Origin of the sequence: Haematospirillum sp. 15-248 (assembly GCF_012102665.1) — a bacterium.
In the GTDB taxonomy this organism is placed as follows: Bacteria; Pseudomonadota; Alphaproteobacteria; order Rhodospirillales; family Rhodospirillaceae; genus Haematospirillum.
Map to the genome: position 1 here is coordinate 454,313 of NZ_JAAVTF010000001.1, position 19,974 is coordinate 474,286.

At 53.6% G+C, this 19,974-nt stretch carries 18 protein-coding genes; all 18 read right to left on the reverse strand.

The annotated features are described in order from the left end of the window. Positions 1 to 7 precede the first annotated feature (7 nt). Positions 8 to 1,138, reverse strand: coding sequence for an efflux RND transporter periplasmic adaptor subunit (locus tag HEQ72_RS02095; protein WP_168018771.1), 1,131 nt, complete (start codon positions 1,136 to 1,138; stop codon positions 8 to 10). A gap of 128 nt (positions 1,139 to 1,266) precedes the next feature. Further along, positions 1,267 to 1,659, reverse strand: coding sequence for a lactoylglutathione lyase (gloA, locus tag HEQ72_RS02100; RefSeq protein ID WP_168018770.1), 393 nt, complete (start codon positions 1,657 to 1,659; stop codon positions 1,267 to 1,269). A gap of 20 nt (positions 1,660 to 1,679) precedes the next feature. Further along, a complete protein-coding gene (gene lpxB, locus HEQ72_RS02105; RefSeq protein WP_168018769.1) occupies positions 1,680 to 2,858 on the reverse strand; it encodes a lipid-A-disaccharide synthase in 1,179 nt (392 codons plus the stop codon). Further along, complete coding sequence (locus HEQ72_RS02110) at positions 2,855 to 3,697, reverse strand: LpxI family protein (protein ID WP_168018768.1); 843 nt, start codon at positions 3,695 to 3,697, stop codon at positions 2,855 to 2,857. Before HEQ72_RS02110 ends, lpxB begins: the two co-directional genes overlap by 4 nt. Further along, positions 3,690 to 4,493 (reverse strand): acyl-ACP--UDP-N-acetylglucosamine O-acyltransferase, encoded by an 804-nt coding sequence (lpxA, locus tag HEQ72_RS02115; protein WP_168018767.1) that lies wholly within the window; start codon positions 4,491 to 4,493, stop codon positions 3,690 to 3,692. The genes HEQ72_RS02110 and lpxA overlap by 8 nt, the downstream gene beginning before the upstream one ends. A 7-nt stretch (positions 4,494 to 4,500) precedes the next feature. Then, positions 4,501 to 4,962 (reverse strand): 3-hydroxyacyl-ACP dehydratase FabZ, encoded by a 462-nt coding sequence (gene fabZ, locus HEQ72_RS02120; protein ID WP_168018766.1) that lies wholly within the window; start codon positions 4,960 to 4,962, stop codon positions 4,501 to 4,503. A 57-nt stretch (positions 4,963 to 5,019) separates the two neighbouring features. After that, positions 5,020 to 6,039 carry a UDP-3-O-(3-hydroxymyristoyl)glucosamine N-acyltransferase gene (lpxD, locus tag HEQ72_RS02125; RefSeq protein ID WP_168018765.1) on the reverse strand — a complete coding sequence of 340 codons (1,020 nt, stop codon included), beginning with the start codon at positions 6,037 to 6,039 and terminating at the stop codon, positions 5,020 to 5,022. 4 nt (positions 6,040 to 6,043) lie between these two features. Beyond that, complete coding sequence (locus HEQ72_RS02130; RefSeq protein ID WP_168018764.1) at positions 6,044 to 6,643, reverse strand: OmpH family outer membrane protein; 600 nt, start codon at positions 6,641 to 6,643, stop codon at positions 6,044 to 6,046. Next, on the reverse strand, positions 6,643 to 9,009 hold the full coding sequence (bamA, locus tag HEQ72_RS02135) for an outer membrane protein assembly factor BamA (RefSeq protein ID WP_245183037.1): 2,367 nt from the start codon (positions 9,007 to 9,009) through the stop codon (positions 6,643 to 6,645). Before bamA ends, HEQ72_RS02130 begins: the two co-directional genes overlap by 1 nt. Before the next feature lie 57 nt (positions 9,010 to 9,066). Beyond that, a complete protein-coding gene (gene rseP, locus HEQ72_RS02140) occupies positions 9,067 to 10,173 on the reverse strand; it encodes an RIP metalloprotease RseP (RefSeq protein ID WP_168022416.1) in 1,107 nt (368 codons plus the stop codon). Positions 10,174 to 10,225: 52 nt separating this feature from the next. Further along, positions 10,226 to 11,443: a 1-deoxy-D-xylulose-5-phosphate reductoisomerase gene (locus HEQ72_RS02145; RefSeq protein WP_168022417.1), complete on the reverse strand. Its 1,218-nt coding sequence runs from the start codon at positions 11,441 to 11,443 to the stop codon at positions 10,226 to 10,228. Beyond that, positions 11,443 to 12,207, reverse strand: a complete 765-nt coding sequence (locus tag HEQ72_RS02150) for a phosphatidate cytidylyltransferase (RefSeq protein WP_168022418.1) — start codon at positions 12,205 to 12,207, stop codon at positions 11,443 to 11,445. The genes HEQ72_RS02145 and HEQ72_RS02150 overlap by 1 nt, the downstream gene beginning before the upstream one ends. 26 nt (positions 12,208 to 12,233) lie before the next feature. Further along, the gene (locus HEQ72_RS02155) at positions 12,234 to 12,926 is read right to left on the reverse strand and encodes an isoprenyl transferase (RefSeq protein ID WP_272487505.1); all 693 of its coding nucleotides are present in this window, start codon (positions 12,924 to 12,926) and stop codon (positions 12,234 to 12,236) included. Between the two features lie 57 nt (positions 12,927 to 12,983). Continuing rightward, positions 12,984 to 13,505: a ribosome recycling factor gene (gene frr / locus HEQ72_RS02160; RefSeq protein ID WP_245183067.1), complete on the reverse strand. Its 522-nt coding sequence runs from the start codon at positions 13,503 to 13,505 to the stop codon at positions 12,984 to 12,986. A gap of 47 nt (positions 13,506 to 13,552) precedes the next feature. Then, positions 13,553 to 14,278 carry a UMP kinase gene (gene pyrH, locus HEQ72_RS02165; protein ID WP_168018760.1) on the reverse strand — a complete coding sequence of 242 codons (726 nt, stop codon included), beginning with the start codon at positions 14,276 to 14,278 and terminating at the stop codon, positions 13,553 to 13,555. 140 nt (positions 14,279 to 14,418) lie between these two features. Next, the gene (tsf, locus tag HEQ72_RS02170) at positions 14,419 to 15,348 is read right to left on the reverse strand and encodes a translation elongation factor Ts (protein ID WP_168022419.1); all 930 of its coding nucleotides are present in this window, start codon (positions 15,346 to 15,348) and stop codon (positions 14,419 to 14,421) included. A 167-nt stretch (positions 15,349 to 15,515) separates the two neighbouring features. Continuing rightward, entirely contained in the window at positions 15,516 to 16,301 is a 786-nt protein-coding gene (gene rpsB, locus HEQ72_RS02175; protein WP_168018758.1) for a 30S ribosomal protein S2, read from the reverse strand. A 190-nt stretch (positions 16,302 to 16,491) separates the two neighbouring features. After that, positions 16,492 to 19,968 (reverse strand): DNA polymerase III subunit alpha, encoded by a 3,477-nt coding sequence (gene dnaE, locus HEQ72_RS02180; RefSeq protein ID WP_168022508.1) that lies wholly within the window; start codon positions 19,966 to 19,968, stop codon positions 16,492 to 16,494. Between the last annotated feature and the right edge of the window lie 6 nt (positions 19,969 to 19,974).

The following is a 19,974-nucleotide window of genomic DNA, read 5'->3' on the forward strand; positions in this document are numbered from 1 at the left end:
CCTCCAATCAATCCAAGCCCAGAACGGGCGGAGAGGACAGGCGGCCATCATCAACAATCTTGATCCGCGCCCCACGAGAAAGTTTAAACCCACCAACGGCAACAACACGGTCGCCGGCCTTGATCCCTTCCAAAATCCGGACGCGGCCGTCACGACGCTCCCCTATACGCACAACGGTTGGAACAGAGCGAAGAACCCCGCTTCCATCATCTTCAACTTTATAGACTGTTTCTCCGTACAGAGAGTACGTCACGGCTGTAAGCGGCAGCGTAACCACAGCCTCGCTCTGACCACGGGATATTTCAATTCTTGCAAACATGCCCGGGCGCAGCTTCCGGTCAACATTGGCAAAACTTGCCTGTATACGAACTAAACCACTACCATCAACAGATGGCTCCATGGCGCTGAGTATTCCCTCAAATACTTGACCTGGATAAGCGACAACTGATGCATGCACGGCCTGACCAATCTTCAACAAGGGCAGAATATCTTGTTCCACACCTGCATTCAGACGCATTGCTGAAAGATTCTGTAGATTTACAAGGGCATCACCGGGCTGGACATACTGCCCAAGATCTGGACGCACAAGCCCGAGATCACCATCAAAGGGGGCACGTATAACCTTGCGCTCAATTGTGGCTCGCAGGGACTCAGCATCTGCCGTAACGGAATTGAGATTGGCCTCTGCCTCATCAAGATTGGCCTGAGAGGCCGCATCCACTTTGCGCAGACTCCGCAAACGCTGAACCGTGAGCCGCTGTAGCGTAACCTTGGCTTCTGCCGATCGTAGATTCGCTTTCTCAACGTCTGCATCCAGCTCAACCAAGGTATCATCGGCCTTGACAGAGGCCCCCGAAGAAACCCTGATAGCCTTCACAAGACCGCCAACCGCACTGGAAACCAGAACACCCTGCTCTGCCTCCAGGGTACCAATGGCTGGAATGTTTTGATCCCAATGGTCTTCGGTCGCAACTGTTACAGCTACGGCATGCTCCGGCTCCGGTAGGTTTGCCAGAAATCTGGCAATCGCTATCTCCCGGAAAAGGCCAAACCCTATAACCAACGCCAAAGCCAGACCTACCCCAATCGTGATCAAGACAGGCTTGCGCGCAACCGATTCCAGCTTAAACAAATTCATCCCCAAATCATCGGAAGAGAGAAGGATCTGAGACCCGGCCCAGATTGTAGCACCTAAACATATAAAGAATGATCAATTATGCTGTTCCTTTCTTGGGCAGACACAGAACAGCATAAGCACAGTTGATGCTACGTCTTCTGAATCAACTCTATTTTATACCCATCAGGATCTTCGATGAATGCGATCAACGTCTTGCCATGCTTCATCGGACCTGGCTCACGTGTGATACGCACACCCTCGGCTCTCAGGGATTCACAGGTTGCATAAACATCCTGGACACCCAAGGCAAGGTGGCCAAAACCAGTCCCAATCTCATACGGCTCAGTCTGATCCCAATTGTGGGTTAACTCCAGGACAGTATGGTCATCTTCTTCGCCGTAGCCAACGAACACCAGCGTAAAGCGCCCTTCAGGATAATCACGACGACGCAGCAGCTGCATACCAAGGTGGCGAGTATAAAAATCAACCGAGGCTTCCAGATTCAGGATACGGATCATAGTATGCAGAAATTGAAACGTCATACTCCGTCTCCCCTTGAAAATTACGGAACAGGATGCTGAACACCAGAAAACTCCAAGACGGCAGCAGCGGCACGATCCGCAGGATCACCATCTCCACCGGCCAAGTAGCGCAAGGATTGGGCAAATTCAAGGCGCTGCGCTTCTCTTTGCGGCGAATCATATAAAAGAGCCTGAACAACAGGCGCAATACGCTCTGATACACACTTCTCCTGCAGAAGCTCGGGCACAATCTCGCAATCACGTACAATATTGATCAAATTAACAAAGCGAAGCCGGGTCAGGCGCCTGAAGATCCACGCTGTCAGGGGAGCAACGCGATAGATAACACAATGCGGAACGTTGGCCATTGCCAACTCCAGCGTCACCGTACCCGAGGCAGCAACAGCCGCAGTTGAAGCTGCAAATGCGGCATAGCGATCCTGCTCCCCCCGTACAAGTACAACCCTTGCCGGCCAATCCGTTACAGCCTCTGCAACCATGGCCGAAACGGTTGCCACCGTTGGCACAACAACAACCAGATCGGGGCTTTTGGCCACCAAGGACGTTACAACATCCTTCAGAATAGGCAACAGACGCGACGTTTCGCTATGGCGGCTGCCAGGCAAAACACAAAGCAAAGGACTATTCGGGTCTATATTATGCCGTGCACGAAAAAGATCACCATCTCCCTTGTCCGCCCCGCTTCCAACAACAGGATGCCCAACGTGACAGCACTCCAAGCCATAAGGGCGGAACCAAGCAGGTTCATTGGGAAGAAGACACAAAAGCGCTTGTACCGTACGGGCAACTGTTTTGGCACGAGTTTCTTTCCACGCCCATACCATGGGAGCAACATAATGAATACGCCGCACAGACGGAGATGCTTTGGCAACCGAGCGCTGCAAACGGCCCGTAAACCCCCATGAGTCAACTGTAATCAGCGCAACAGGTGACTCTTGCACGATGCGATCTGTGAGACTGCGAATGATAGCAAGAACACGCGGGATACGGGGAATAACCTCGACCAGCCCCATAACGGCCAACTCAGACTGATCAACAAGACTTTCCAGCCCCTCGGCAGCCATACTTTCACCGCCAACCCCCATAAAACGAATACGTCCCCCCGTCGCCTGCTTCAGGGCAGCCATCAGGCGCGCGCCCAAGACATCGCCCGAAGGTTCGCCGGTGACAATAAAAAACAGGGGGATATCAGACGTCATGCCAGCACGTGCCCTGCTTCATCAACCCCAACAACAAATAATCCCAGCCGATCTGCTTCAGAAATGGCTTCACTACGATGAACAAGCAGGCCAGCTCCGCTCTGAACGGCCACACCGCGCAAACCGGCAGCAAAGGCAGCCCGAACGGTTTCCGGACCAATTGTAGGGAGATCTGTACGCTGCTCCTGGCCGGGTTTACGCATTTTGACAAGAATGCCTCCGTTCCCGTCCCTGCGCAAATCCAAGCAACGGGACAGCATCACATCTGTCCCTTCGACCGCCTCGACAGCCAACACAATGCCTTGCTGAACCACGACACCTTGTCCGACATCAAGAAGACCAAGGCCCCGCGCCACCTCAGCTCCCCTTATGATATCCTGCCGGGCTTGGTTATCAGGAGAATAACGGCCTAGAACCCCGCGTGGCATCACGACATCACGCAACACATCATCGATGCCGATAACCCTGAACCCCTCTGCTTCAAACTCGGCAATCACAGCCCGAAGCAAACCGTCATCGCCCAGTGCCCGTAGACCAATCCGGGCAAAAAGCCGGGCAGCACGCCAATCCGGACACAAGTCAAAAAACCCCGGACGCCGAACTGCGCCAATCATCACAACATCTGTAACGCCAGCCTTTTTCAGTGCCGCAAAACCCTCTGCGGCTGCCCCCAAGCGAACCCACGCATGAGGATGGGTGCCAACCCAAGACGGCTCAGCATAACCCTTGAGAGCCAGTACAAAATAGGGGCGGCCACCCTGACGGCACACATCTGCTGCTTGGGCAGGGAGATCACCGCTTCCCGCTACAATCCCCAGAACCACAGTATACTCACCCATGGTCCATCGGCCGACAAAACGACCGGGAGGAATCTGTATCCAGGAAACGGACAACAACCTGAACAGGCTCGCAATCCGGCCAACGAGAGCGGACATCCTCTATGCGTTCAGACAATACCCCTGTGCTGTCACCAGCCTGAAATAATATCTTGAACGCACTTCTCAGGCTATGAATATCAGCTCGCCCAAAACCCCGACGTTTGAGACCAACAAGATTCAGGCCTTCCAAACGGGCACGATTTCCCATAACCGTCCCATAGGGAATAATGTCACCTTCCACACCTGATAACCCACCAACCATGGCATGGCATCCTATGCGGACAAACTGATGAACGGCAGCGCCACCACCAATAACGGCAAAATCATCGATCTCGACATGTCCACCCAACAGCACGTGATTCATAACCAGAACACCACGGCCAATCCGGCAATCGTGAGCCACGTGGCATCCCACAGCCAACATGACCTGATCACCAACAGAAGTCAGCATTCCCCCACCTTCTGTGCCAATGTTCACGGTTACATGTTCACGGACAAGGCAATCGCGCCCAATCTCAAGCCGGGACGGCTCACCCTTGTACTTGAGATCCTGGGGAGCCAGCCCTATTGAAGCAAAGGGAAAAATACGGGTACCGGACCCGATGCTGGTTCTTCCACCGATAACAACGTGCGAAGAGACAGAAACACCCTCCCCCAGTTCGACATCGGGACCTATGACAGAAAACGCTCCAACAGAAACGCCCTCTGCAAGGCGGGCAGCAGGATCAATGATTGCGGTGGGGTGTATCAAGGGCATAGTGGCATCAACTATCCATAATCATGGCCGCATATGTTGCCTCGGCAACAACGGTATTGCCAACACGTCCCTCCGCCCGGAACTTCCACACATTCTTGCGGGCATGCTCCTTGAAGACATGCAGTTCCAGACGATCACCGGGAACAACAGGCCGGCGGAACTTTGCATTCTCCACACTCATGAAGTACACCAGCTTGCCCTCTGCGGCCTCGCCCAAGGTAGCAACAACAAGAACAGCCGATGTCTGGGCCATGGCTTCAACAATCAGCACGCCGGGCATAACGGGACGCCCGGGAAAATGCCCCTGAAAAAACGGCTCGTTAACCGAAACATTCTTCACACCGACAGCCGAAAGCCCAAGACATACATTCTCAAGACAATCCACCATCAACATGGGGTAACGGTGCGGGATCATCTCCATGATCCGTTCCACATCGATCCGCTCAAAATCAACGGACGACGCTGGCATCTCTTTGGCTAAATTATTTGTCATCTCTATCTGCCCATCTATCTCAAAAACACGGCGCTAGGAGGACCGACGGGAAATCAACTTGCCCAAAGCAGCAACCTCGCGCCAGAACTCCTTGATCGGCCTGGCGGGATACCCCATCACCACCGTGCGCGCATCAACATCGCGCATCACGCCAGACTGCGCCGCAATCTGAGCACCGTCACCAATCACCAGATGACCGGCAATGCCACCCTGACCACCAATAACAACACCTTTGCCAAGCTTTGTGCTGCCCGATATTCCAACTTGGGAAACGATGACAGAACCAGCCCCTACCTCAACGTTATGGGCAATCTGGACAAGATTATCAATCCGGCAACCAGACCCAATAACCGTATCGGGGCCAGAGCCACGGTCAATTGTTGCATTCGCACCAATTTCCACATCGTCCCCAATAACAACACGACCCAGCTGGGGAACCTTCAAATGCCCGGCTGCACCCATCGCAAAGCCAAAACCATCCTGACCAATACGGCAGCCCGGATAGATAATAACCTTGTCCCCCGCAACCGTGTGCGTAACGGACGCATTGGCGCCAACCACGCATCCCCTGCCCAGAACAACCCCCGTACCAATAACAGCATTGGGCCCGATGACTGTCCCCGCTCCAATAGAAACACGAGCACCAACAACAGCGCCGGCTTCAATAACAACGCCGTCGCCGAGGCTGGCTGAAGAATCAAGGACAGCTGACGGGTGGACACTCGGCCCTAGGTGGGAACCAGGGTAAAAAAGCGAGGCTATCTTGGCATAAGCCCGATATGGATCATTGCTGAATAACAGGGCAACCCCCGGAGGCGCTGCATCACGGTGCGATGGGTGCACAACACAGGCCGCCGCCTTGGTAGAGCGAAACTGAGGCAAATAAGCCCGGTTATCCAGAAAAGAAAGATGACCGGCCCCGGCCGTTGACAAAGGGGCAACATCATGTATCACCAGCTCCTTGCTCTGGTCAGAGATCTCTGCATCTGCGGCCGCAGCAAGATCAACCAGACGAAAAGGGCCAGCCTTGTTGAAGAAACGTGGGTCAGCCAACGAACTACCTCTCTCCTTCCAGCATCCCGCCGTCTTCTTCCCGATCCGCCAGCATCGAAGGATCCAACATTGAAAGACGCGGAAGATCTCTGTTCAAACGCTCCAGAACTTCATCTGTAATATCAACCCGTGGGTCAAAAAGAAAAACTTGGGACCGGTAAAAAATAACGCCCATGCCCTTTTCCTGCGCCACACCATGCACAATCTTTATTAAGGCAGACTGCACCTCAGCCATCGCCTTGGCAAAAGCACGCTCCAAAGCAGCACGCTTGGCCTGAACCTGCTTCTGGAAACGCGTCACACGCGCCTGGAACGCTTGTTGGCGGCGAGCAAACTCCTCCGGAGAAAGCGTGGTACGAAGTTTCAAGAGGGACTCATCCTCAGCCCTCAGTTTCTTCTCCTGCTTTGCAGTTTCACCTTGATAGACCTCTTGGTACCTGTCCCGGTCAGCAAAAACCATACGAGCCGCCGAGGACTCCGCCATGATCTTTTGCTGATCCAGAACACCGAAAGCATACTCCTCACGCCCTGCATAAGCCAAAGAGACCTGAAGCAGCAAGGCAAAGCAGGAAAGAGAAACCCGGACAAAATACCGCAAACACATCAGAAACGGGTTCCGAAGTTAAAGCGGAAGAACTCTGTCTTATCATAATTTTCTTTTACCAGCGCTTGGGCAAGATCGATACTGACTGGCCCCATCGGAGATTTCCAGACCAACCCCACACCAGCAGAAACGCGCGCCTTACTGGATTTATTGATCTCAGATGCAAGCACACCGTCTGGTTCGCCTGAAATACCATAGTCGATGAATGACTTGGCAGATATGCCTAACTCCTCAGGCAAACCAAGAGGAAAACGAAGCTCTGTCGTACCGGCAGCAATCCACTTGGCACCAAAGGAGTCACCCGTCAACTTATCACGGGGACCTGCACCTCCGTACTTGAAGCCACGCAGATTGTCACCGCCCAAGTAGTAATTTCTTACGAAACGAACATCCTGCCCAAGTCCTTCAACAGCACCAATCATACCCTGCTGCATCAAAACAGTATCGTCGGTAACCGAAATATACTGCTGCGCGTCGAGCGCACCCCTGACAAACTTTTCGCTGCCGCCAGCACCGGCAACATCCGTACTCAGACGCACGATATAGCCTTCCTTCGGCTCTATCACATTGTCGCGACGGTCATAGGAAAGGGTCTGCCCGACCATGGACAAAACGCTCTTTCCTTCATTAATCCGACTGGCAGATCCGGATTGACGAGCCCCACGCAAATAACGCGAAGCCGTGGCCTTGACCTTGGTAATTTCAGTTTCACTGATCGTGTAGCGAAGCCCTTGGCGCCAGTGTTCGTCGTAATCAAATCCCAAGCGTAAACCAACACCCATTTCCTTGATGTCATAAGATGACTCGCGCTGCCGATCACGCTCACGAACAAAGACATCAAAGCCAGCAGCCAAAGGACGGTCGAGGAAGTAAGGTTCTGTGAAACCAAGTTCAACTTCCTGCTTGCGCTCGGCAGCCGTTAACGAGAGCCGAACATCTTGTCCCTTGCCGAGCAGGTTACGCTCACTTAGGGATGTATTGAACAGGGCGCCATCACTACTGGACCATCCGACGCCAAACATCAGGCTTCCAGTTGAACGTTCGCGTACGTCAACCTTGACCGTTGTTTGGTCCGGCGCAGTCTCGGAAGGAACATTGGTCACTTCAACTTTTTCAAAAAAGCCAAGATTGCGGATCTTCTCGCGGGAACGCCGCAAACGCGCCGAATTAAAGGCATCGCCTTCAACAAGCTGCATCTCACGACGCACAACACTGTCAAGAGTCCGCATGTTGCCTGAGATATCGATACGATCAACGTAGACCCGCGGACCTTCCTGAATCTCGTAAACAATATCGATAACACGGGATTTGCGGTCACGTTTCACGCGTGGGCGCACATCAACAAAGGCATATCCCAAAGCACCAACAGCATCAGTCAGCGCCTGAACGGTTTCCTCGACATAATCCGCATTATACCAATCGCCCTGCTGCCCGACGATCACAGAAGACAAATCAACAGCATCCATATCCGGAAGCGCAATCTCTATCTTTTGCTCTCCGAACGTATAGCGCTCACCTTCATCGATCGTAAAGGTCATGAAAAAACCGGAACGATCGGGGGTCAACTCTGCAACTGAAGAAATGACCCGGAAATCAGAGTATCCCTGACGCAGATAGAACCGACGCAGCAGTTCGCGGTCATAGTTCATACGATCGGGATCGTATGTATCGGAAGAAGACAGGAAACGATACCAACGCTCTTCCTTGGTCGCAATCATCTCCTTCAGAAGATCATCAGAGTATTTCTTGTTTCCGACAAAATTAATCCTCTGAACGTATGTGGACGGTCCCTCATTGACCTCAAAGACCAAGTCAACGCGATTTTGCTCAAGCTCTATGACCTTGGGTTCGACTGTAACAGCAAAACGCCCGCTGCGCCGATAGACATCCAGAACGCGCTTCACATCTTCCTGAACCTTGGTTCTGGTATAAACGTGGCGGGGCCGCAGCTGCAATTCTGCCTGAAGCTTCTTCTCATCAATCCGTCTGTTACCTTCGAAAACAACGCGATTAATGATCGGATTTTCCACAACCTTCACAAGAAGGGCAGAACCACTACGAGTGATTGAAACATCGGCAAAAAGACCAGTTGCAAACAAACTCTTCAAAGACCCATCAAGACTGTCGGACCCCAGTTTGTCACCGGGACGAAGCGTCATATAGGCCTTGACTGTTTCAGCCTCAATTCTCTGATTCCCCTCGACCCGGATCTCAGAAAGGGCAACAGCAGCAGAATCCTGAATCGAAGCAGGGCGGGCATGGGCCTCGGACAGGACCAAACCGGGAGAAAAAGCGAAAGCAAGTGCCCCGACAGCTGTCAGCGTCAGCACAGGAGCCACAAGGGCGGGATAAGAACGACCAGACAAGGAAACCCCCGCACAGGAGAATGACAAAAGCAGGACAAAACAAAAATAGCCGGAGTGCTACCCCGCGATCAATCGCAGAATATCATTCCAAGTCGTGAAGATCATTAGCCCGAAGAGAAGGATAAGTCCAATCCTCAAACCAATCTCCTGAGCTTTCTCTCCCAAGGGACGACCACAAACAGCCTCCCACGCGTAAAGAACAAGGTGCCCCCCATCAAGTGCAGGGACAGGAAACAGGTTAATCAGACCCAAATTAACGGACAAGACAGCGACAAACATAATCATGCTGAGAAACCCGAGCTGCGCCGCATTGCCGGAATACTCAGCGATACGCACAGGGCCACCAAGATCCTCTACGCCCCTGGTTCCGACAACAATCTGACCAAGGGCTGCCAGTGTACTGACACTCACAGACCATGTCCGGTTCACAGCCTCAACAACAGAATCAAGCGGCCCCAGACGCTCAATACGGAACGCTGAACCAGAGGAGTACACACCCAAAACAGGAATTTTCTGTGTCTTCCCAAATCCATCGGGCATCTCCCGCCATTCTGGGACAGTATGGAGAAGCAGATACTGCCCATTGCGCAGAACCGTTACACGCATGGGAGCCGCACCGTAAACAGGCACCAGCATACGAAGATCCTCGAACTGACGAACAGCCCGCCCCTCTATGGCAACAATTTCGTCTCCAGGCTGGATACCAGCCGCAGCCGCCGGACTTCCTTCGCTGACACGATCAACCACAGCCGGCGTAAATGGTTTGCCGACAAACATGAAAACCAGAAAAAATACAACAAGGGCAAACAGGAAATTTGCTGCAGGACCCGCAAAAACAATAGCTGCTCTTTGCCATACCCGTTTAGCTGCAAAAGAACGCTCACGATCTTCAACTGCCACATCGGCAGCAACCGAACTGGAGGCATCGGCATCGCCCAGAAACCGGACATAGCCCCCTAATGGAATCAGCGATATTTTCCAGCGTGTTCCGCGCGCATCGTCAAGCCCGATGATTTCAGGACCGAAGCCAATGGAAAAGACCTCCACATGCACACCATTCCAGCGGGCAACAAGAAAGTGCCCAAGCTCATGGACAAAAACCACGACGGTCAGCGTCAGAAGGAACGGAACGAGGTAGGTGGAAAAAAATGAAAGAACATCCATGACGCAACGTATCCGTATCCTTCAGGAATTTATGAAGACCGCAATAACACCATCAACCGGGACCAGAAGCCACTCCGGATAATCGGGTCCGACACATCTGCACTGCAATCTCGCGGGCCTGACGGTCAACGTCCAGAACATCAGAAAGATGCTCTGGCTCCGGGCAGCCCGAAAAACGGGCCAGCGTTTCCTCGACCGCAGCGGCAATATCGGTAAAGCGCAAGGAACCATCAAGAAAACGGGCAACCGCAATCTCGTTGGCTGCATTAAGAACAGTCGGAGCACCACCACCCTGACACAGGGCAAGACGAGCAAGACGAAGAGCAGGAAAACGGTTCTCGTCAGGAGGCTCAAATGTCAGGGAACCCAAGGTACGCCAGTCCAGTCTGTCCGTCCGGGCCTCCATACGGCCAGGCCATCCAAGAGCAAAGGCAATCGGGATACGCATATCCGGCGCACCCATCTGCGCAAGGATAGATCCATCCTTATAAGATACCATAGAATGAATAACAGACTGCGGATGCACAACAATATCGATACAGTCTTCATTGACACCAAACAGGTGGCTGGCCTCAATCAGCTCCAGCCCCTTGTTCATCATCGAGGCAGAATCAACTGAAATCTTCGCCCCCATAGACCAAACAGGGTGAGAAACAGCCTCATCCGGAGTTACATCGCGCATCTGCTCGAGGGAGAATTGGCGGAAAGGACCACCAGAAGCCGTCAGCGTCAATTTTTCAACCTGATCCGCCACGGACTGGTCAAGAACCTGGAAAATAGCAGAGTGTTCTGAATCAACCGGCAAAAGAGTCGCACCGCAACGTACCACCTCAGACATAACAAGGCGACCAGCACAAACAAGCGATTCCTTGTTGGCCAAGGCAACAACAGTTCCTTGCCGAACAGCAGCCAAGGTCGGGGCAAGACCAGCAGCCCCCACAACAGACGACATGATCCAGTCAGCAGGCTTGGACGCAGCATCAACAACAGCATCCAATCCCGCAGCAACCTCAACACCTGTACCAGCCACCGCCATTTTAAGGTCAGAATAAAGAGCCGGATCCGCAGTCACGACAATTTCAGGATGAAAGGCACGAGCCTGCCGCGCCAAAAGATCAATGTTACGATTACCAACCAAGGCAACGACATGCCACTTTTCCGGCTTGGCAGACAGCAAATCAAGGGTGCTTGTACCAACTGAACCCGTCGAGCCAAGAATAGAGACACGACGGACATCAGCAGGCTCTGCACGGTGAACCGGGTATCGCATCACCAAGATCCCAAGCCTCCACCCAAGGCGAGAACAACCAAGACAACAACGGGTGCCGCCGCAACAAGACCATCAAGACGATCCAGGATACCACCGTGCCCCGGTATAATCCCACTGCTGTCCTTGACCCTGAAGCGTCTTTTCACAGAAGACTCAAAAAGATCGCCAACTTGGGCCACAACGGCAAGAAGAGCAGCAAGAACCGACGCAAACAGCCAGCCCGCCATATCCAGCATGAATGGCAATGCAGCACCCGTTACAGAAGCACACACCGCACCACCCAACAAACCAGCCCAAGTCTTGTTGGGGCTGATCCGCGGAGCAAGCTTGGGGCCGCCGATGGCGCGCCCAAAAACGTAAGCCCCCGTATCGGTTGCCCACACAACAAACAAGAGCCACATGAGCGTCCAGACATCCGTCTCGCCACGCAGCCAAGAAAGAGCAAGGCACGGAAGGCCAATATAAAGCACACCCATGGCAAGCCAACCTGACCGGCTGAATGCAGCAACGATCAGCGTCCCGATCCATACAAGCCCCAAGGCAACAAAGGACGAATGAGATACCAACAGGGCAGACACAAACGTAGTTCCGGCAGCAAGCATCCCGCAACCACCAAAACGCCCCCTGCACATCCTGTCCCACTCCCAGACCATCAAGGCAGACGCAAGAGCAACAGCGGATGAAAAGGCAATATCACCAAACCAGACAGCCAAAAGAACAACAGGAGCAAGAAACAACGCCGAACAGACTCTGGCTCCTAACACGGATACCCCCACACATAATAAAACAGTCAGCCCGTCAAGGCACCAAAGCGTCGATCACGACCCGCAAAAGCCTGTAAACATTTCGCAAGTTCAGCCTTGTTGAAGTCAGGCCACAAGACATCTGTAAAAACAAGCTCTGTATAGGCACACTGCCACAGAAGAAAATTACTAATCCTTTGCTCACCGCTAGTCCGAATCAAAAGATCAGGATCGGGCAGGCCGGGAATCATCAAAGAAGAGGAAAACAGATCCTCGGAAATTGAACCTGCATCCAGCAATCCATCCCGGACCATTCCGGCTAACTTCTGAACCGCCGAAACAATCTCTGCCCGGCTGCCGTAGTTAATTGCAATTACAAGATCAAGCAAACTGTTACCGGCAGTCTTTTCTTCTGCATCGGCCATCAAGGCAGCAATGTCGTCTGCCAACCCACAGCGATCACCCATAAATCTCAGGCGCACATCTTCAGAGTTCAGACGTGACACCTCAGACTGTAAATAAAGACGAAGCAGCCCCATCAAGGCAGACACCTCGGACTGCGGTCGCTTCCAGTTCTCAGATGAAAAACCATACAAGGTCAGTTGATTAATACCGAGAGAGGGCGCAGCTTCGACCACAGCCCTTACAGCATCGGCACCACGTTTGTGGCCGGCCACCCGGGGCAGTCCTCTTTTCTGCGCCCAGCGACCATTACCATCCATGATGATTGCCACATGCAAGGTTATGCACCCTTCAGCTTGTTAGAAAGCTAGTAAAACAGATGTTACACAACAACACTACACCTGCATGATTTCTTTCTGCTTGTGATCAAGAACCTCATCCAGGGACTTGATTGTATCATCAGTCATTTTCTGTATTTCAGCGGTATAAGTATGAAGCTCATCCTGTGAGATCAGCCCATCCTTCTCCATTTTCTTCAGGTTGTCATTCCCGTCACGGCGGACATTACGCACGGCAATCCGTGTTGTCTCTGCATACTTGGCGGCAACCTTTGTCAGTTCCTGGCGCCGCTCCTCTGTCAAGGGAGGGACCGGAATGCGAATGGTCTGACCATCCGCCATTGGGTTAAGTCCAAGACCGGCATCACGAATAGCCTTCTCAGCTGCCTTGACCATTCCCTTGTCCCAAACGCTGACCGTCAACATCCTGGGCTCAGGAGAACCAACCGTACCCACTTGGTTCAATGGCATGCTCTGGCCATAAGCCTCAACCTGCACAGGATCAAGAAGGCTGATGTGCGCACGCCCTGTACGCAAACCGGCAAACTCTTTTCTCATCACCTCGACAGCCTGCTCCATACGGTGCCGGATATCTTTCTTCAACGAGGCATAGTCACCAGCCACGATCAATTCTCCTCGGAAATAACAGTATAGCGCCCCTCACCACGCATAACAGCGGCAAAAGCACCATTCCCATGCATGTTAAAAACAACAACAGGCAAGCGGTTTTCACGCGCCAACGCAATAGCCGACGCATCCATGACACGCAAATCCTTGGTCAGAACCTCTGTGTAGCTCAGAGTCTCATAACGCTTGGCATTACAGTCTTTCCTTGGATCAGCAGAATAGACACCGTCAACTTGGGTAGCTTTCAGCAAAGCGTCACAATTAACCTCAACAGCACGCAAGGCAGCGCCTGTATCTGTTGTAAAAAAAGGGTTACCTGTACCTGCCGCAAAAATGACGACACGCCCCTTTTCCATGTGACGCACAGCCTTGCGCCGAATATAAGGCTCGCAAACAGCAGACATGGGAATAGCGGACTGGACCCGGGTATCAACGCCCATCTGCTCCAGCGCATTCTGCACGGCCAGTGCATTCATGACCGTGGCAAGCATTCCCATATAGTCAGCACTGGCCCGGTCCATTCCTTGCGCTGCACCAGAAACACCGCGGAATATATTACCACCGCCAATCACCAGGCAAACCTGCACACCGCCTTGCACAACAGACCGTACATCACGGGCAATAGCCTCTATAACAGCACGGTCCATGCCGTATTCACGATCCCCCATCAATCCTTCGCCAGATAGCTTGAGCATAACACGGCGACAGGTTGACAGGACAAACATGATTAGAACTCCAGAAGGCACAGCGGGGGAAAGAATGACACGAAGATATCAAGACCCAAGCGGGAGGCGGCAACACTCGCAAGATTGCACAACGTTGCTGCCTCCCACATCAACACAAGCAATACAGACCCAAGAAAAGATCAAGCATGCCCCGCCGCAGCTGCAACCTCAGCAGCGAAGTCGGATTCTTGCTTCTCGATCCCCTCACCCAGAGCAAACCGCACAAAGCCTTTCAGCACCACAGGCTTCCCGAGTTCCTTGGACAGATCGGCAACGACGGCAGAAATTCTGCTCTCACCATCGATAACAAAAATCTGCTCGACCAAGCATACTTCCTCGTAAAACTTCCGCAGCCTACCATCAACCATCTTGGAAATGATGTCCTCGGACTTTCCGGAGGCACGGGCCTGATCGGCCAATACATCACGCTCCCGGTCCAAAGCAGCTGTGTCCACCAGATCCTTGTCAAGATACTGCGGATTGGCAGCCGCGACGTGCATAGCGATCTGCTTGCCAACTTCCTCAAGACGGGTCACATCACCTTCGGATTCCAGCGCAACAAGAACACCGATCTTGCCAAGGCCGGGCTTGACTGCCGTATGGACATAGGAGGCGACAACACCGGAAGACACCGACAGCGCCTGATAGCGGCGCAGGTTCATATTTTCACCGATGGACGCAATGGCTGCAGTCACCTCATCAGCAACACTGCGACCGGATCCCGGGAAAGCCGCAGCCTTCAAGGCATCAACATCGCCATCCACACCAAGGGCCACCTGGGCAATACCCTGAGCGAGGGACTGGAACTGATCATTCCGGGCCACAAAGTCTGTTTCGGCATTGAGCTCCACAACTGCGGCACGTGCGCTGATGGCAGCAACAGCGACCAGCCCCTCGGCTGCCACACGCCCTGCTTTCTTGGCAGCCGCAGCAAGACCCTTCTTCCTCAACCAATCAACCGCGGCCTCAAGATCCCCACCGGTCTCGGACAGCGCTTTCTTGCAATCCATCATGCCCGCGCCGGATGTTTCACGCAGTTCTTTTACCAGTGCAGCAGTAATTTCAGCCATTAGTGTAACACCTTCTTCTTCAGGACACCGAGACCGACCAACAACAGAGAAAAAATAGCCGGACAGCCCGATAGTTCAGTTATCTCGAAGAGCCTCACGCGCAGTGGGGCTCTCAGGAAAACGGCGGCAACTGCTGTCGCCGCCGCACCTCTTCAACCGCGAACGCCTCAGGCCTCTGCCTGGGCGCTGTCACTCTCGGCGACAAGGACCGGCTCAACAGGAGCCATTTCCGATGCGCCAACATCAACACCAGCAGCTGTCATCTCTGCCTGGATACCCGAAAGAACAGATCCCGCGATCAGATCGCAATACGTGGTGATGGCACGAATGGCATCATCATTGCCTGGAACAGGGAAATCAACACCTTCCGGGCTGGCATTGGAGTCAACGATGGCAACCACGGGAATGCCGAGCTTGCGGGCTTCAGCAACGGCTAGATCTTCTTTTGTCACATCGACAATGAAGAGAATGTTGGGCAGGCCGCCCATATCCTTGATCCCGCCCAAGGCACGATCAAGCTTTTCCATCTCGCGGGTCAGGCTGAGCTGCTCGCGCTTGGTGAAGCTGTTGACAGCGCCGCTCTCGAACATCCCCTCCAACTCACGCAGACGATTGATGGAATTGGATATTGTCTTCCAATTGGTCAGCATCCCGCCAAGCCAGCGGTGATTGACGTAGTACTGTCCGCAGCGACGAGCTGTTTCAGCAACGATATCCTGCGCTTGACGTTTGGTGCCAACGAACAGCACACGACCACCTGAAGACGTGACTTCACGCACTTTCTCCATGGCGCGCTGCAACATCGGAACGGTCTGCTGCAGATCAATGATGTGCACTCCGTCACGAACCCCGTACAGGTAGGGCTTCATGCGGGGATTCCAGCGACGGGTGTTGTGACCGAAGTGGCAGCCAGCTTCGACCAGTTGGCGCAGTGTAAATGTCGGAAGAGCCATTATTTCCTCTTTTCCGGTTGATACCTCCACAGGGCAAGTGGCCGAATAAACGGCACCGGATGGACCATAGTCCCCTTGGAAGAGGACCTCGGGCCCGTGCACCCGTGTGTGTAGTTTTGCACAAGGCTGGTTGTTTATCGCGCCAGACCATGAATTGCAAGCCTGGATATCAGACTTGGGCAGCGCAAGCCTAGATTTCCCGCACCTCCAAGACTCCGGGAACATCCTTCAGGGCACCAATAGTATGGCCGGACAAGGCAAACCCTTGACGAAGAGGCATCTCAACCTCCTGAAATCGCGTTCTGGCCACCAGAACAACCCGGCCGTGCCCCTTGGCGTCAGCATCAATTATCTGACGCACCTTGCAAAGGCAGGATGGAACATCAAAAACAATCATGATTTTCTTGGTTGCCCTGGAAACGGCATTATCCAGGCTTTCAACGTGCTGGACGGACAACCTGACCTGATCGCCATCCAGCCGGGCATCAACACTCAGGAGGAGCGGCTTGCCGGAGTCCAGAAGATCCCGGCTGGATGATAGAATCTCGGAAAAAAACATGGCTTCGTACCCGCCACCCGCATCCGACAGGCTGACAAAGGCATAGCGGGAACCATTACGCCCGGTTTTTTCCTTACGCCCCCCGACAATGGCAGCCATACGTACCGGCGTTTGCCCTCCATTCCGCAAATACATCACTAGGTCAGAAGAAGGAACAGCATCAAGCCGCTCCAAGGTTGTCTTGTAGGCATCCAAGGGATGCGCCGACAGGAAAAAGCCGATGGCGGCCCGCTCTTCATTCAGAATATCTGTCCTGGACCACTCTTCGCCTGTAGGCAAATCAAAGCGTGGAACCGTATCTGCAGGACCAAACAGGCTGACCTGGGACGAGGCACGAGCCTCTGCAGCTGCTTGGGCATGCCTCAAGAGAAGCTCTATACCGGCAAAAAGCCGCGCACGGGACGGCTCCAGGCAATCAAAAGCCCCTGCCCTGACCAAACTCTCAAGCAGCCTCTTGTTGATAGCGCGGCTGTCCACACGCCCGGCAAAATCCTGTACGGAACGAAAAGCACCGCGACTTCTGCGTTCCGTCACCAACCCCTGCATGGCAGCCTCGCCCACATTGCGGACCGCAGCCAGTGCATAACGTACCGCCCCCTGTGGGCTTGCATCGCCAAATTCAACACTGAACTGAACATCAGAGGCATTGATATCAGGCGGTAGAAGCGGAATACCCAAACGTTGCAGCTCCCCCCTGAAAGAGGCCAGCTTGTCTGTATTATGCATATCATACGTCATGATCGCAGCCATGAATTCAACGGGATAGTTGGCTTTCATGTACGCTGTCTGATAGGCTACATAGGCATAGGCTGCGGCATGGGACTTGTTGAACCCATAACCGGCAAACTTGGCGATGGTATCGAAAATACCGGAAGCCTGACCGGAGGCAATGCCACGCTCCGCGCAGCCCTGCACAAACATGGCGCGCTGCTGGTCCATTTCCTCCTTGATCTTTTTCCCCATGGCCCGACGCAACAAGTCCGCAGTACCAAGGGAATAGCCTGCCAGAACCTGAGCTGCCTGCATGACCTGCTCTTGGTAGATCATGATCCCGTACGTTTCCTTCAGGATCGGCTCCAGGCTGGGATGCATATAGTCAATTGGCTCGGTACCCTGCTTGCGGGCAATGTAAGAAGGAATATTATCCATCGGACCCGGTCGATACAGGGCAACAACCGCGATAATGTCTTCCAGGCAGTCAGGTTTCATCCGCGTCAGGACATCCCGCATTCCTTGGGATTCCAGCTGGAACACGCCTGCTGCCTCTCCACGACCAAGCATGTCATAGGTTTTCGGATCATCCAGAGGCAGGGAAGACAGATCGATCTGTATCCCTCTCTCCCGCAACAGGTTGACAGCCTTCTGCAGTACAGTCAGCGTTTTCAGGCCAAGAAAGTCAAACTTCACAAGCCCTGCGGATTCAACCCACTTCATATTGAACTGGGTCACCGGCATGTCTGACCCGGGATCGCGGTACATCGGAACCAGCTGGTCCAAAGGACGATCGCCAATCACCACGCCGGCCGCATGGGTTGATGCGTGGGAATAAAGCCCCTCCAGGCGCTGACCAATAGACAGCAGCTGGGCAACCTGGGGATCACTGTCACGCAGCGCCTGTAACTGCGGTTCCTGAACAATGGCTTCCTGCAAGCTGACAGGGTTGGCCGGATTGTTGGGCACCAGCTTGCAGATACGGTCAACATAACCCAGGGGCATTTCCAGAACACGACCAACAGACCGCAACACAGCCCTGGCCTGCAACTTTCCAAAAGTTATAATTTGTGCAACACGGTCACGTCCGTATGTCTTCTGCACATAGTCAATGACTTCCCCTCGCCGCTCCTGACAAAAATCGATATCGAAGTCCGGCATTGAAACGCGCTCCGGATTCAGGAACCGCTCAAAGAGAAGCTGGAAGCGCAGGGGATCAAGGTCGGTGATGGTCAGCGCCCATGCGACCAAGGAACCAGCACCGGAACCACGCCCCGGACCAACGGGTACGTCGTTGTCTTTCGCCCACTGGATGAAATCAGCAACAATGATAAAGTAACCGGGAAAGCCCATCTGGATGATCACATCCAGTTCGAACGCAAGCCTTTGATAGTAGGGTGCAGCGACCTTCTCTTTCTCATCCTCTGTCATGCCCGGCATGTAAACATGAACAGGCAGGCGCCTTTCCAACCCTTCGCGGGCCATCTGGCGTAACACATCTTCTTCTGAACTGTCCACGGCACGCGCTGAACGCGGCAGGATTGGCTTGCGCTTCTCCACCATCACTGCACAGCGGCGGGCAATCGTCAGGGTATTATCAATGGCCTCCGGCAGATCCTGAAAAAGCTCCCGCATTTCAGCGGCCGATTTCAGATAATGCTCCGGCGTCAACCGCCGCCGCTCGGTCGCAGAAACCGTCAGCTTTTGCGACATACAAATCAGGACATCATGAGCCTCGAATAACTCGCGATCCGGGAAATAACAATCGTTCGTAGCGACAAGAGGAAGCCCGTGCTTGTAAGCAAGATCGAGAAAAACAGGCTCGGTTCTGTTTTCTTCCGGGGTATCATGGCGCTGTATTTCCATATACAGCCGCCCGGGGAAAACCGATCCAAGCCACTGCAACTCAGCCTCAGCAGGCTGTGAGCCACCATTCAGTATCCGATAACCAACCGGCCCGGAAACCCCACCCGTCAGACACAACAATCCTTCACTTCGAGATTCCAGATCAGGGCGGCGTATCTTTGGTATCTCACCACTCTCTGCCGCCATAAATGCATGAGAAATCAGCGCAATAAGATTGCTGTAACCAACAGCATTCTGACACAACAGAACAAGATCATCAAATTGGTCTGGCACCATATCCGGCCGACCCCGTGGGGGGTCAGTATCCCCGCCGCGTTCCACGGCAACCTGGCATCCGATAATCGGTTGCACACCATCTGCGGCCAAGGTTACCGAAAACTCCAGCCCACCGAACAGGTTGCGGGTATCAGTAATGGCAACAGCCGGCATACCGCGTTCGCGACATGTCTTGCCAAGCGTCTTGATCGGTATCGCCCCTTCGGACATTGAATAGGGCGTGTGAAGGCGGAGGTGAACAAAGGCATTCTGCATAGTCCG